The sequence below is a fragment of the Neobacillus paridis genome, assembly GCF_016765675.1.
Taxonomy (GTDB): Bacteria; Bacillota; Bacilli; order Bacillales; family Cytobacillaceae; genus Neobacillus; species Neobacillus paridis.
The window spans coordinates 154,665-168,697 of the sequence record NZ_JAESWB010000371.1; the positions used below are offsets into that span (position 1 = coordinate 154,665).

A 14,033-nucleotide genomic window follows, 5' to 3' on the forward strand; every position below is an offset into this window, starting at 1 on the left:
GTTAAAATTCCTCCACTGCAACAACGTTATGAAGCCGTCTGACAAGCTCATCAATCTGCCCGTCTTTTATCCGGTAGCTGACGGGATTGACGATTAGCCTCGATGTTACATCGACAATTCTTTCATATTCCACAAGTCCGTTTTCTTTCATCGTTCGGCCTGTTGAGACAATATCGACGATCCGGTCTGATAAGCCGATGATCGGGGCCAGCTCAATCGAGCCGTTTAATTTAATGATTTCTACCTGTTCCCCTTGTTCACGGAAATAAGCTTCGGCCACATTCGGATACTTAGTCGCCACCCTTGGTGCCACATCGTTCATTTTCGTATTGGGAAGGCCGGCAACCGCCAGATAGCAGGCACTGATTTTTAAGTCCAGGAGCTCATAAACATCTCGCTCCTCTTCAAGCAGCACATCCTTGCCGGCAATGCCGACATCGGCAACACCGTGCTCAACATAGGTAGCGACATCCATCGGTTTGGCTAAAATAAACCTTAAGCTTTCCTCCGGAACATCGAGTATCAGTTTTCTGGAATCGTCAAATTCCGGGGGCAGCTTATAGCCAGCTTTCCGCAGCAATTCCACTGCTTCTTCAAAAATCCGCCCCTTCGGCATCGCTATGGTTAAAAAATCATTCATTCGATCGCCCTCCAATCAGGTAGGTAGTATCGATGAATCGTTTGGTAAAGGCATCGAGATTTCTGACCCCGGTAATATTTTGGAGAACGGTTTTTTTTCCCTGTTCCCGCAGCTTTTGCGCCAGTTGAAAAGCCTCCCTGCGCCGTTCTTGGCTGAAAAAAATACAATGTGTATCAGTTTCGTAGGGAACGCTGCCCAAAGCCTCCAGCAGCATGTCGAGCCTGACGGCAAATCCGGTTGCGCTCGCTTTTTTACCAAACTTCTCTAGTAAATGGTAGCGGCCGCCGTTACCGATCGGAAAGCCAACATTTCCGGCATAAACTTCATATAAAATCCCAGAATAGTAGCTCATATGACTGACAATGGAGAAATCAAACTTTACATGATCTTCAACGCCGTAGTCTTTAATCACCGACCAAAGCTGTGTTAATTCAGAGATGGCTTGTTTGCCTTTGCCCTGCTCAATCATATCGGCGGCAGCATCCATGACCTCTTCGCCGCCCCTCAGTTGCAGCAGCTTGAGCATCCGTTGCTTATCAATCGACGAGAGATTTAATGCGTTCACGTGTTCGCGATAGCCAACATAATTTTTTTCGTATAAAAATTTCCTTAAGGCCGTCGCCCGGCCATTTGTTCCTAAAATTTGCACGAATAATTCCTGGGCAAATCCAGCATGTCCGACGGAAATTTGAAATTGACCAAGCCCTGCTTTTTTTAAAGAGGAAATCAATAATGCTATTACTTCGCCATCTGCGACAACGGTATCTTCATTCATACATTCAATCCCAATCTGCTCAAACTCCGCCGGCCTTCCTCCTTCCCGCTGCTGGGAGCGGAAGACGTTCGCACAATAGGCTAGGCGGATGGGAAGGTCCTCTTCCAATAACTTAGAGGCGGCAACCCGGGCAATCGGTGTTGTCATTTCCGGACGCAGCACCAGCGTATGGCCTTCTTTATCAAGTAACTTAAACAGCTGGGCATCATGAATCGCCGATGCAGCTCCGACCGTTTCATAATATTCCAGAGTAGGAGTTTCCATAAACTGATAGCCCCATAGTTTAAACGTCTCCGCCATTCGCGTGCGGACGCGGTATTTTTTTTCGTATAATTCTGGCAGGGTATCACGCATCCCTAACGGCTTTTCAAACATAAACAAGCGGCTCATATTGCTCACCCTTTTCATTCGCTTTAGTCTACTAATATATTAGAGAGTTAAAGTTAATTAATTAGTAGTGTACTCCTCGTGATCGCTTTCGTCAATGAAAAAGTGTGACTATTAAAAAAAGTCCGGTCGTGCCATGGACCAGACTTCTTTATTTATTTCCATAGATCGGATCATCCGCCCAGCGTTCGGCGAGCTGTTCTTTTGTGTAAATGATCCGCATCGGGTTGCCCCCGACGAAGCTGCCAGGCGGAACATCCTTATGGACAAGCGTGCCGGCAGAGACGATCGCGCCGTTACCAATTGTAACACCGGGCATGATGGTCGAGTTGGCACCGATCATCACTTCATCGCCAATGACTACTTCTCCAAGCCGATATTCCTTAATCAAATACTCGTGAGCGAGAATCGTTGTGTTGTAGCCAATAACCGTATTGCGACCTACCGAAATTTTTTCCGGAAACATCACATCAAGCATGACCATTAACGCGAACGAGGTCTGTTCGCCGACCTTCATCCGCAGAAACGTGCGATAAAGCCAATTTTTCATCCCCAGGAAGGGGGTGTAGCGGGCAAGTTGAATGATCATAAAATTCTTTACCACCTTCCAAAATGGGACCGTTTTATAGACATGCCAGAGGGAATTGGCGCCCTCCACAGGATAGCGGGTTGTCTTCCTCATCTCGTCACACCCCGAGGATCGTTAATAAATCTGGCATTTGCTCTAAAATGTAATCCGGCTCATATTGGGCAATATAGTCGCGGCCTTTAATCGACCAGGCAACACCAGCCGTCAAGGTGCCGGCATTTTTCCCACCGAGAATATCATGATAATTATCCCCGACCATGATCGCTTCCGCAGGCGTCGAACCGAATTGTTCCAGCGCCGTCAAAATCGGTTCCGGTTCAGGCTTGAATTTTTTGACATGATCCATGGCAATAACCACCTCAAAAAAAGGATCCAGCTTCAGCAAGCGCAGCCCCTTCATCGCCACGTCAAACTTTTTTGTCGTCACAACACCAAGTTTATATCCTTTTTCCATTAAGGTTTTCATTGTTTGATAAACACCGGGAAATTCCTTAACGAGAGCATCATGCTGAGCGATATTAAAGGCTCGGTAGTCAGCAACCATTTCCTCCACCCGCTCCGGATCGACGCTAGCAAATGCCTGATGAAGGGTTGGCCCCATGAACGGCAGGACATCGTCACGTTGATATTTACCAGGAAAATACTTTTCGAGTGTATGTAAATAGCTGGAGATAATTAATTCATTTGTATTGATTAAAGTTCCATCCAAATCAAATAGTAATGTGTTGATATCGCTAGTCATATGACGCTTCCTTTCCTGTTATCAGACCCGAACGTTTCCAAATGGTCCCGACGATCAAGGTTAACATGATCGCGACTCCAAGCCTGATGATAAATAACGGCCATACTGGTATGCCGAGCGGAACAAAGATTAACGTATCTTCAATAACCGCATGGCAGGCAACGAGAAAGATAAACGCTAATGTGATATCCTTTTTACTGACCCCATCCTCTTGCACTGCCTGAATCATTACACCGGCACCATAAGCCAGCCCAAAAATCAGCCCCGCCGCCATGGTCGTTGAGGTGTTCTCCTTCATCCCTAGTGAGCGGGTCATCGGGCCCATCGCCTTTGAAAATTTTTGCAGCCATTCCAGGTCTTTTAAAATTTGAATCACCATCATCAAGGGGATGACAATCATCGCCAGCTGCAGGATTCCCAGTCCCGCTTTTTCCAAGCCCTGCAGGAGAATTTCCGCGAAGCTGGAAGCAGATTGCGTTTGCCCCTCAATCAAGCCATATTTTGCCGGCTCGCCGCCGCCATGCCAGACCAGATTGATCACAGCCGCTGAAATAAACGCTAAGCCAAGTCTGGTTGTGAGAATCACCCACAGCTTTACCCCCGCTTTCATGGCAACGCCGGATTCAATCAATAAATTATGGGAAAAAGACATCATAACGGCTAAAATAAAAACTTCTTTTACAGAAAAATCAAGTGATAAGATGGCGCCAATCCCGGCATAAAGGTTCAAGAAATTACCTAAGACAAGCGGGATCGCGGCATCTCCTGACAAGCCAATCAGTTTCATAACTGGAGTCAAAAGCTTGATAATCCATGGCAAAACCGGTGTATATTGCAGAACCGCGACAATCAGAGTGACTGGAAAAATAATTTTCCCCAACGTCCAGGTTGTTTTTAAACCAACCAGAAACCCTTTTTTTATTGAACTAAGAAGCATTTCCCCCAATTCTCCTCTTTCTCATATTTTACTGTTGTAATAACCGCAAAGACCAAGCAGCAGCGATCATTAAGTATTACTCTCATCCAAATAACGCGCCTCTGCCAATCCTTTTTTGCGGCGATAGATCAGGATCATCACCGCGACAATGATTAAAGCGATTGAAATCGTCTGTGCCATCCTTAAACTCCCGAGCATCAGGCTGTCTGTCCGCATCCCTTCTACAAAGAAGCGGCCGACAGAATACCAGATTACATAGGAGAGGAACATTTCTCCCCGGCGCAAATTTACCCGGCGCAATAACATTAGCACGATAAAACCGGCGAAATCCCAAACCGACTCATAGAGGAATGTCGGCTGGTAATAAACACCATTAATATACATCTGATTAATAATAAAATCCGGTAAATGCAAGTTTTCGAGAAAGGTCCGCGACACTTCGCCGCCATGGGCCTCCTGATTCATGAAATTTCCCCAGCGTCCGATCGCCTGTCCGAGGATAATACTTGGGGCGGCAATATCGGCCAGTTTCCAGAACGAAATTTCCCGCTTTTTTGTAAAAAAGTAGGCCGTTAATACCGAACCAATCAATGCTCCGTGAATCGCAATCCCGCCGCCCCAAATTTTCGGGATATCAGCAAGATGCTGTGAGTAATAATCCCATTCAAACATAACGTAATAGATCCTTGCACAAATAATCGCAATCGGAATCGCCCATAGCATTAAGTCCGCAAATGTATCCTGCGGCAGCTTGCGGCGATTCCCTTCCCGGATGGCGATATAGAGCCCTAGTGCCAAACCCGAACCGATAATCACCCCGTACCAATGAACCGGAATCGGACCAAGGTGAAAAGCAATCGGGTTGAGCGGTTGGATTGTTTCGTTCATTCTCATCCCCTCTTCCTAATTAAATGCGCCAATGACAACTCGTATTAATCTTGCTCAGCGTCCTCAATTACGTCCGAAAGACGCGCGGTAAATTGCTGTGCTGCATTGACCCCCATTCTTTTCAAGCGATAATTCATTGCCGCTACTTCAATGATAACGGCAAGATTTCGTCCGGGACGAACCGGAACCGTCAGCTTGGTGACCTCGGTATCAATGATTTTCACCTTTTCTTCATCTAAACCCAAACGGTCATATTGCTTTTTCGGATCCCATAGCTCCAGGTTGATGACCAGTGTAATCCGCTTGTTGCTTCGTACGGCACCAGCACCAAATAATGTCATGACATTGATAATTCCTAAACCACGAATTTCCAATAAATGCTCAATTAATTCCGGCGAGGTCCCGACTAGTGTATCCTGGTCTTCCTGACGAATTTCGACACAATCGTCAGCAACAAGCCGATGGCCGCGCTTGACAAGTTCAAGCGCGGTCTCGCTTTTCCCGACACCGCTTTTACCCGTGATCAGCACACCGATGCCATAAACATCCACCAAAACTCCATGTACCGCCGTCGTTGGCGCCAGCATGCTTTCTAAATAATTCGTCAAACGGCTGAAGAATCGCGTTGTTTTCATGTTTGTTCGCAGCACAGGAACCGCTTCCCGCTCCGATGCTTCGATTAACTCTAGGGGAACCTCCAGCCCCCGCGTTACGATAATTCCCGGAGTAATGTCGGTACACAACCGTTCCATCCTCGATGCCTTATCCCGTGATGAGAGTCCGGAGTAAAAGGACAGCTCCGTCTTCCCTAATAATTGAACCCGTTCAGCGGGATAATATTCGAAATACCCGGCCATTTCAATCCCGGGACGGGAAATATCGCTCATCGTAATGGGACGATTGATTCCCTCTTCACCGCTGATTAATTCCAGATTAAACTTTTCCAATATATCTTTCGTGCGAACTTTTGGCAAGAAAGTTTTCCTCCTTAACAAGCTGCCATTTGGCAAACAAATTCATTTTTTCTATTTTACCATTTTTTCGCTCAAGAACCATACCTGGACGAAAAAAGGTGCGTACCCCATTGTCGGGACACACACCTTTTCCTATTTCTTTCTGGAAGAGCGCGATGGCTCCAAGATTGTTTTTTGAATGACCACGTTTACGAGCGACATCAACACCGCAAAAAACAACGCCATTGGAAAACCGTTGATATCAAAGGAATCTCCCATAAGATAATCGGTCAGCTCCAATGTCATGGCATTGATCACAAACAGAAACAACCCCATTGTTAAAACGGTCACTGGTAAGGTAAATAAGATCAACAGCGGCCGCACCAGCACGTTTAAAATCGATAATAAAATACTCGCCTGAAGGGCCGCTGAAAACCCCGAGAGATAAAAACTCTCATGAAAATATCCCGCCAGTGCCATAAATAATACAGCATTAATCAAACACCCAATCAGCCATCTCATAAACTAATCCCCTATTATTTTTAAATGAAAACTCGCCGACTGACGAGTCCATAATGCCGGTTCATGAGGCGTAGTTGAATATATGCGACAAAGGAATGTATAAAATTTGGAAAAATTTTTTACATTCCTTTTAGCTAAAAAAATTACACCGTCGCTTTTTGCAGACTAATGGAACCGGTCTTTGTTTCTGCATAGATTTTTAGCATTTGATCCGGGTGATCGACGGATTGAAAACGAAGCAATTTTTGAATCATTTCGCTTTTCTCCTCGAGAATCTGAACCCCGACAAGCTTGAGATTAAATCCGCCAAGATTCGTCTTCAGTTCTCCGTTCAGCGGCAAGTTTTCGGGAACAAATAAATCCACTGCTCCCGATGTCGTCTTGGCATGGATCCACTCACAACGATTGCCACGTAACTCATAATGAATATTACCATTGAAAGACTGGGCTTCTGACTTTTTATAATCTCCCTCCAGCTTAATCGCACCATTGATTGTTTCTGCCTCCAGCTCATCGATTTGGCTCGCGAGAACATGAATTCTTCCATTCGCCGTTTCCATTTCTCCCCGTTTTCCCTGAATACGGTCAAGTTCGATTTTGCCATTGGCCGTTTTGGTGCGGAGGTCGTCCACGTTCAAATCACTGCCAGTGATGGAACCATTAAACAAGCGAATCCTGACACGATTCATTTGGGCCTTTGGTACAAATATCACCGCTTCAACCTTCATCCATTTCTGCTGGGTGATAAACTTAAGCTTCTGCCCCTCAACAGCAAAAATGACATCGCGTAAAAAGTTTTTCCGCGCCTCGTCCTGGTTTTCGACCCGGTATACTTTTGCCTGACATTCAATCCTAACATCCGGCTGGTCCCAGGTAGCTATTTTTACTGAACCATTGGCGACATCGATATCGATATCATTCAAGGTCACATCGCCATGATGGAATATATGCGATAGGTCGACAGACTGCCCAAAATTTAAATCGAAATCAAATTCTTTTATTTTCTTTAGAGCCGAATCAACAAACTCCAAAATCTTATCTTTTGTAGATTGATACTTCGTCTGAAACGGATCTTCCTTTTTGGCCTCTTCAAATTGCACCATTGTCGAAAGTTCATTGACCATTTGTTCCTTTTTCTGTTCAGCCGTTTGTTCCGCCTTGTCGAGCTCTTCAATTAAGGTTAAGGCCTCATCAACTGTCAGCTTTCCCGCCTCGACCAGCTGTAAAATCCGCTTACGCTCCTCTTTCATCATTTCCACCTCAATATTTCATTATTTTCCTATCCTATTCTATTTTCCTATTCGGCAATCAATACCTTTACTCCTTTAATAATGTTCCAAATCACTACCACAATCCAAACAATCGCTGTTATGACAATGCTGATAATCGTCCATACCGGCAGTTCCGCCTGGATATTGATCGCTTCATAGATAATCGCAAACACCATGAAAATCATTGGAATCACCGGGATCAGATGCGAAAGCATGGCTTTTTTCGCATGCTGTTTTGTCTCTATATCACTACTCGCCAATAAAACAATAAGTGGAAAAATAAACCCCGCGAAAAAGATACTAAAATAACACAAACCGGAAAGCACCTTTCTTGTTTCCATCTTGTCCACCCTCCTATCCTATATGTACGTTTCAAAACGCTGAAAGTTTCGTACTTTTATCGAGCAATTGGAAATTTCAGCAGACGAAAAGAGCTGAAACCACAAGACTTTGGTCTCAGCTCTTTGATTTAAGCGTTAATCGCGCTTTTGTCTTCTATTTGCTGTTTCATTCGCTCGCGGTCGCGGTCGAGAATCGGCTTTAAATATTTGCCGGTGTACGACCCTGGAGTTTCTGCGACCTTCTCGGGGGTTCCCGTGGCAATAATCGTGCCGCCTTTATCGCCGCCCTCAGGACCGAGATCGATAATATAATCGGCGGCTTTAATAACGTCAAGATTATGCTCAATCACCAATACAGTATCGCCGTTTTCGACCAAACGCTGCAGGACGACGAGCAAACGGGAAATATCATCGACATGCAGACCAGTTGTCGGTTCATCCAAAATGTAGAAGGATTTTCCGTTTGAACGACGGTGCAGCTCGGATGCCAGCTTGACGCGTTGGGCTTCTCCGCCGGAAAGCGTGGTCGCCGGCTGTCCGAGCTTGACATAGCCGAGCCCGACATCATAAATCGTCTGCAGTTTGCGGCTGATTTTCGGAATGTTTTCGAAAAATTTCAAGGCATCTTCAACGGTCATATCCAGCACATCGGCAATGCTCTTGCCTTTGTACTTTACTTCCAATGTTTCGCGGTTATAGCGTTGTCCATGACAGACCTCGCAAGGAACATAAACATCAGGCAAAAAGTGCATTTCAATTTTAATAATCCCATCACCTCGGCAGGCTTCACAGCGTCCGCCTTTGACATTAAAGCTGAAGCGGCCTTTTTTATAGCCGCGCACCTTCGCCTCATTGGTCGCGGCGAACACATCGCGAATATCATCAAACACGCCAGTATAGGTTGCCGGATTCGAACGCGGTGTTCGGCCAATCGGCGACTGATCAATATCAATGACTTTTTCCAAATGTTCGATTCCTTTAATGCTCTTATGCTTTCCTGGCCTTGTTTTTGCGCGATTCAATTTTTGCGCCAGCGATTTTAACAAGATTTCATTGATCAAGGTACTTTTCCCCGATCCGGAAACACCCGTGACGGCAATAAACATCCCGAGGGGAATCTTGACGTTGACATTTTTTAAGTTATTTTCGGCTGCCCCTTTGATTTCCACATAGCGGCCATCTTGCTTGCGGCGTTCCAATGGCAGTGGAATGAACTTCTGCCCTGACAAATATTGACCGGTTAACGAGTGGGGATCCGCCATTACCTCTGCCGGTGTTCCGGCCGAGACCACCTCGCCGCCGGAAACCCCGGCGCCGGGACCGATATCAATCAAATAATCAGCGGCAAGCATCGTATCTTCATCATGCTCGACTACAATCAACGTGTTGCCAATATCGCGCATGTTCTTCAGCGTGCCAATCAACCGGTCATTATCCCGCTGATGCAGTCCAATTGACGGTTCGTCTAATATATATAGAACACCGGTTAGGCGTGAACCGATTTGCGTGGCCAAGCGGATCCGCTGGGCTTCGCCGCCAGATAAAGTCCCCGCTTGACGGCTTAGCGTTAAATAATCAAGGCCGACATTCACTAAAAAACCAAGCCGCTCGTTAATTTCCCGTAAAATCAATCTGGCAATCTGGGTTTCTTTTTCCGTCAGTTCCAGGTTTGCAAAAAACTCCCGCGCCTCTTCAATCGAAAGGTCGGTCACTTCGGCAATATGATGTCCGTTGATAAGAACGGCAAGCGATTCCTTTTTCAGGCGCTGTCCTTTACATGTCGGGCATGGCTGTTCGGCCATATATTTTTGCATTTGCTCACGAATATAATCGGAGCTTGTTTCTCTAAACCGGCGCTCAACATTGCGGATAACCCCTTCAAATTCGATATAGCCCTCACGCAGCTGCCCAAAATCATTCTCATAGCGGAAGTAAATTTTTTCGCCATCGGAACCGTAGAGGATTTTTTCCATTAGATGCTCTGGAATATCCTTTACCGGGACATCCATATCGATGCCGTAATGATTGCAGACTGCCTCCAAGAGCTGCGGGTAATACTGTGAGCTCGTTGGCTCCCACGGGGCAAGCGCGTGCTGTTTGAGGGTGAGGTCCTTGTTAGGAATCACCAAATCGAGATCGACTTCCAGTTTGGAACCAAGGCCATCACAATCTGGGCAGGCGCCAAACGGGCTATTAAAGGAAAACATCCGCGGTTCCAGTTCTCCGATGGAAAAACCGCAAATAGGACATGCGTGGTTTTCACTGAACATCAACTCTTCTTCGCCAATGACATCGACGATGACCTTTCCTTCACCGAGACGGAGAGCCGTTTCTAGGGAATCGGCCACCCGGGTTGAGATTCCTTCCTTTACGACAATCCGGTCGACGACGACCTCAATGGAGTGTTTCTTATTTTTCTCCAACTCAATGTCCTCGCTAAGGTCGAGCATTTCCCCGTCAACGCGGACGCGGACAAAGCCTTGCTTTTTAATGTCTTCTAGGACTTTGGCATGCATCCCTTTGCGGCCGGAAACGACCGGAGCAAGGATTTGCATCTTCGTCCGCTCCGGGTATTCCATAATCCGGTCGACCATCTGTTCAATCGTTTGTGAGGAGATTTCGATATGATGGTTGGGACAGGTCGGATGTCCAACCCTGGCAAATAATAGACGTAAATAATCATAGATTTCCGTCACCGTTCCGACCGTCGAACGCGGGTTGCGGCTTGTCGTTTTTTGATCGATGGAAATCGCCGGGGACAGTCCTTCAATCGCATCAACGTCCGGTTTATCCATTTGTCCGAGGAATTGCCGGGCATAGGCCGAGAGCGATTCCACGTAACGGCGCTGCCCCTCGGCATAAATCGTATCAAACGCCAGCGAGGACTTTCCCGACCCGGAAAGTCCCGTCAACACCACAAGCTGATCTCTCGGAATGGTGACATCAATATTTTTTAAATTATGGGCTCTGGCGCCTTTAATAATAAGATTTTCCATCGCCATGAATTAGTCATCCTTCCGCTTTAAATAAATAGATTGAGCTGCCGCTTGGAAATTTCAAGCAGCGGCTCTTCATCTGGTCAGTTTTTAACTATCTCTGCAGGTTTTGCAAGATATCTGCAGGTTAAAATTTTTATCTGTAATTTGACGCAGATATCTGCATTTTTTTAAACGATATCTGCATTAAATTCTATGCACCTGTTGTCATTCCGCTTTTAGTTCCAAAATCAAGTCACGCAACTCGGCGGCACGTTCGAAGTCGAGCGCTTTGGCCGCGGCTTTCATCTCTTTTTCCATACCGGCAATCAGTTTGTCTTTTTCCTTCTTTGTCATTTTGGCAAACGATGCTGCTGGTTTGTATTCTTCCGTCTCTTCCGCGGCATGTGTCGCCCGGATAACATCGCGGATATCCTTCTGAATTGTTTGCGGCGTAATTCCATGCTTCCGATTGTATTCCTCTTGGATCGAACGGCGCCGCTTTGTTTCACTGATCGCTTTTTCCATCGAATCAGTCATTCGGTCGGCGTACATAATGACTTTACCATTGGCATTCCGGGCTGCCCGGCCAATGGTTTGAATCAGCGAACGCTCCGAACGCAGGAAACCTTCTTTATCGGCATCAAGAATGGCCACAAGTGATACTTCCGGAATGTCCAGACCTTCCCGAAGCAGGTTGATCCCGACCAGCACATCATACGTGCCCAAGCGCAGCTCGCGGATAATTTCAATCCGTTCGAGCGTCTTCACTTCGGAATGCAGATACTGGACTTTAATTCCGATTTCCTTCAGATAGTCTGTTAAGTCCTCGGACATTTTTTTCGTTAGGGTTGTCACCAGGACACGTTCATTGCGTTTCACGCGATCTTGAATTTCTCCAATAAGATCGTCAATTTGCCCTTCAATCGGTCGGACATCTATGAGTGGATCAAGCAGGCCGGTTGGGCGGATAATTTGCTCAACCATCGTCGGTGTGTGTTCCAATTCATACGGACCCGGGGTGGCTGAAACAAAGACAATATTATGGATATGTTTTTCAAACTCATCGAACATCAGCGGGCGGTTATCGAGTGCGGACGGCAGTCGGAAGCCATAATTGACCAGCACTTCCTTGCGCGCCCTGTCGCCGTTGTACATTCCGCGGATTTGCGGCAGCGTCACATGGGACTCATCGATGACAATCAGAAAATCCTCAGGAAAATAATCGAGTAATGTATACGGCGTTGAACCCGGCGGTCTTAGTGTCAGGTGACGGGAATAGTTTTCAATCCCCGAGCAGAAGCCCATTTCCCGCATCATTTCGAGGTCATAGCGGGTCCGCTGTTCCAGCCGCTGCGCTTCCAATAATTTATTTTCCGCTTTTAAAACCGCAAGCCGCTCCTCCAGCTCCTGTTCGATATTCTCCACCGCTTTGCGCATCTTTTCTTCTCGTGTTACGAAGTGGGAGGCCGGAAATATGGCCACATGCTCGCGCTCGCCGATAATTTCCCCAGTCAAGGCATCGACTTCACGAATCCGGTCTATTTCATCGCCGAAAAATTCGACGCGAATGCAATGTTCATCGCGGGAAGCAGGGAAAATCTCGACGACATCACCGCGGACACGGAAGGTCCCCCGTTTAAAATCAATATCATTTCGTTCATATTGAATATCGACAAGGCGGCGCAGCAGCTGGTTGCGGTCAATCTCCATTCCCGTTCGGAGAGAAATCACCATCTCACGGTATTCTTCCGGATTACCGAGACCATATATACAAGAAACACTGGCAATGATGATCACATCGTTGCGCTCAAATAATGACGATGTTGCCGAGTGGCGCAATTTATCAATCTCATCGTTAATGCTGGCGTCCTTTTCAATAAACGTATCCGTCTGCGGCACATAAGCCTCCGGCTGATAGTAATCATAGTAGCTAACAAAATACTCAACCGCATTGTTTGGAAAAAATTCCTTAAACTCGCTATATAGCTGGCCGGCCAAGGTTTTATTATGGGCAATGACCAATGTTGGTTTATTTACCTCTTTAATCACGTTAGAAATCGTGAAAGTTTTCCCTGTACCCGTTGCCCCAAGAAGTGTCTGATAGCGCTTGTTTTGCTTGATACCTTCGACTAATTGCTTAATCGCCTCCGGCTGATCTCCTTGGGGTGAATATTTTGATACCAATTCAAATTGGCTCTCCACAAAGTCTCCCTCCCGTGTTAAAAATTTGAGTCGTTCATAGCACTTAACAGCATAAGAACCATGTTATGGACCGGGATGGTGCCGAAAAGTGTGATGGATCCATTCAATAATAACATTCTACCACATTACCCCAAAAACAAACCAATAATATGCGAACTAATATTCGGAAATAAAAATTTGAGCGAGCCGAGCTACATACCAAATGAAAATACCTTCGTATTGACATAAAGAAAACTCGCCGATTGGCGAGCCTTTAAGGCGAAGACAGAGGCGTAGTTACACTTATGCCTGATAGGAAAGTTTTTATACTTTCCTATCGGCCAAAAAAGCCTGTCCTAAACAGACAGACTACTAAAACTAACTCTTTTTCACAGAACGTGGCTTCATTTTTGCCGCCAGCCAGAAGCCGACTGTCAATGAAAAAGCATCGACGACAATTAAAATAAATGTATTCGTATATCCTTTGTAAACCGAACCCGCAATCAAGGCAACCGTTAACACAAGACCAATAAACCGGTTGTAGGTAACCCGGGTGAACAACAAGACCAGCAGCCCTGGCAAAGTGAGCCCCGCCAAATATCTAATCACAATAAATTCCAAATGAGTGCACCTCATTTTAAATAATTTCTGTTAACTTATTCTAGAAATTTATCGACAAAAATGCAACAAAAATGTGTTGCTGATAAAGGCCGTAAGGCGAGGGAACCTTGGAACTTGGAGAGTACCCTTTTTCTGTGATTATTCTGCCTAATTTTCAGTTGTTTTTTCGAATCGCCGATAAACTTACCGCCATCCGCTGATATGTGAC

Annotated in this window: 13 protein-coding genes; all 13 read right to left on the reverse strand. The window is 46.0% G+C overall.

Annotated elements, in window-relative coordinates; all coding sequences use genetic code 11:
• Position 1: 1 nt before the first annotated feature.
• Positions 2-640: an ATP phosphoribosyltransferase gene (gene hisG, locus JK635_RS22820; RefSeq protein WP_202656223.1), complete on the reverse strand. Its 639-nt coding sequence runs from the start codon at positions 638-640 to the stop codon at positions 2-4.
• Complete coding sequence (locus JK635_RS22825) at positions 633-1,805, reverse strand: ATP phosphoribosyltransferase regulatory subunit (protein ID WP_202656224.1); 1,173 nt, start codon at positions 1,803-1,805, stop codon at positions 633-635. Before JK635_RS22825 ends, hisG begins: the two co-directional genes overlap by 8 nt.
• 148 nt (positions 1,806-1,953) lie before the next feature.
• Entirely contained in the window at positions 1,954-2,484 is a 531-nt protein-coding gene (locus JK635_RS22830; protein WP_202656225.1) for an acyltransferase, read from the reverse strand.
• A gap of 4 nt (positions 2,485-2,488) precedes the next feature.
• Positions 2,489-3,133, reverse strand: a complete 645-nt coding sequence (gene ppaX / locus JK635_RS22835; RefSeq protein WP_202656226.1) for a pyrophosphatase PpaX — start codon at positions 3,131-3,133, stop codon at positions 2,489-2,491.
• Positions 3,126-4,070, reverse strand: a complete 945-nt coding sequence (locus JK635_RS22840; RefSeq protein ID WP_202656227.1) for a nucleoside recognition domain-containing protein — start codon at positions 4,068-4,070, stop codon at positions 3,126-3,128. The genes ppaX and JK635_RS22840 overlap by 8 nt, the downstream gene beginning before the upstream one ends.
• Before the next feature lie 69 nt (positions 4,071-4,139).
• Positions 4,140-4,958 (reverse strand): prolipoprotein diacylglyceryl transferase, encoded by an 819-nt coding sequence (gene lgt, locus JK635_RS22845; protein ID WP_202656229.1) that lies wholly within the window; start codon positions 4,956-4,958, stop codon positions 4,140-4,142.
• A gap of 44 nt (positions 4,959-5,002) precedes the next feature.
• Positions 5,003-5,932 carry an HPr(Ser) kinase/phosphatase gene (gene hprK / locus JK635_RS22850; protein ID WP_202656230.1) on the reverse strand — a complete coding sequence of 310 codons (930 nt, stop codon included), beginning with the start codon at positions 5,930-5,932 and terminating at the stop codon, positions 5,003-5,005.
• 132 nt (positions 5,933-6,064) lie between these two features.
• On the reverse strand, positions 6,065-6,433 hold the full coding sequence (locus tag JK635_RS22855; protein WP_202656231.1) for a phage holin family protein: 369 nt from the start codon (positions 6,431-6,433) through the stop codon (positions 6,065-6,067).
• A gap of 143 nt (positions 6,434-6,576) precedes the next feature.
• On the reverse strand, positions 6,577-7,686 hold the full coding sequence (locus tag JK635_RS22860; RefSeq protein ID WP_306792990.1) for a DUF4097 family beta strand repeat-containing protein: 1,110 nt from the start codon (positions 7,684-7,686) through the stop codon (positions 6,577-6,579).
• A gap of 44 nt (positions 7,687-7,730) precedes the next feature.
• Positions 7,731-8,045, reverse strand: a complete 315-nt coding sequence (locus tag JK635_RS22865) for a magnetosome magnetite crystal formation protein family (protein WP_202656233.1) — start codon at positions 8,043-8,045, stop codon at positions 7,731-7,733.
• Positions 8,046-8,173: 128 nt separating this feature from the next.
• On the reverse strand, positions 8,174-11,047 hold the full coding sequence (gene uvrA, locus JK635_RS22870; protein WP_202656235.1) for an excinuclease ABC subunit UvrA: 2,874 nt from the start codon (positions 11,045-11,047) through the stop codon (positions 8,174-8,176).
• 201 nt (positions 11,048-11,248) lie between these two features.
• A complete protein-coding gene (uvrB, locus tag JK635_RS22875; protein WP_202656236.1) occupies positions 11,249-13,225 on the reverse strand; it encodes an excinuclease ABC subunit UvrB in 1,977 nt (658 codons plus the stop codon).
• 357 nt (positions 13,226-13,582) lie between these two features.
• Positions 13,583-13,816: a DUF2198 family protein gene (locus tag JK635_RS22880; protein WP_368857113.1), complete on the reverse strand. Its 234-nt coding sequence runs from the start codon at positions 13,814-13,816 to the stop codon at positions 13,583-13,585.
• Positions 13,817-14,033 lie beyond the last annotated feature (217 nt).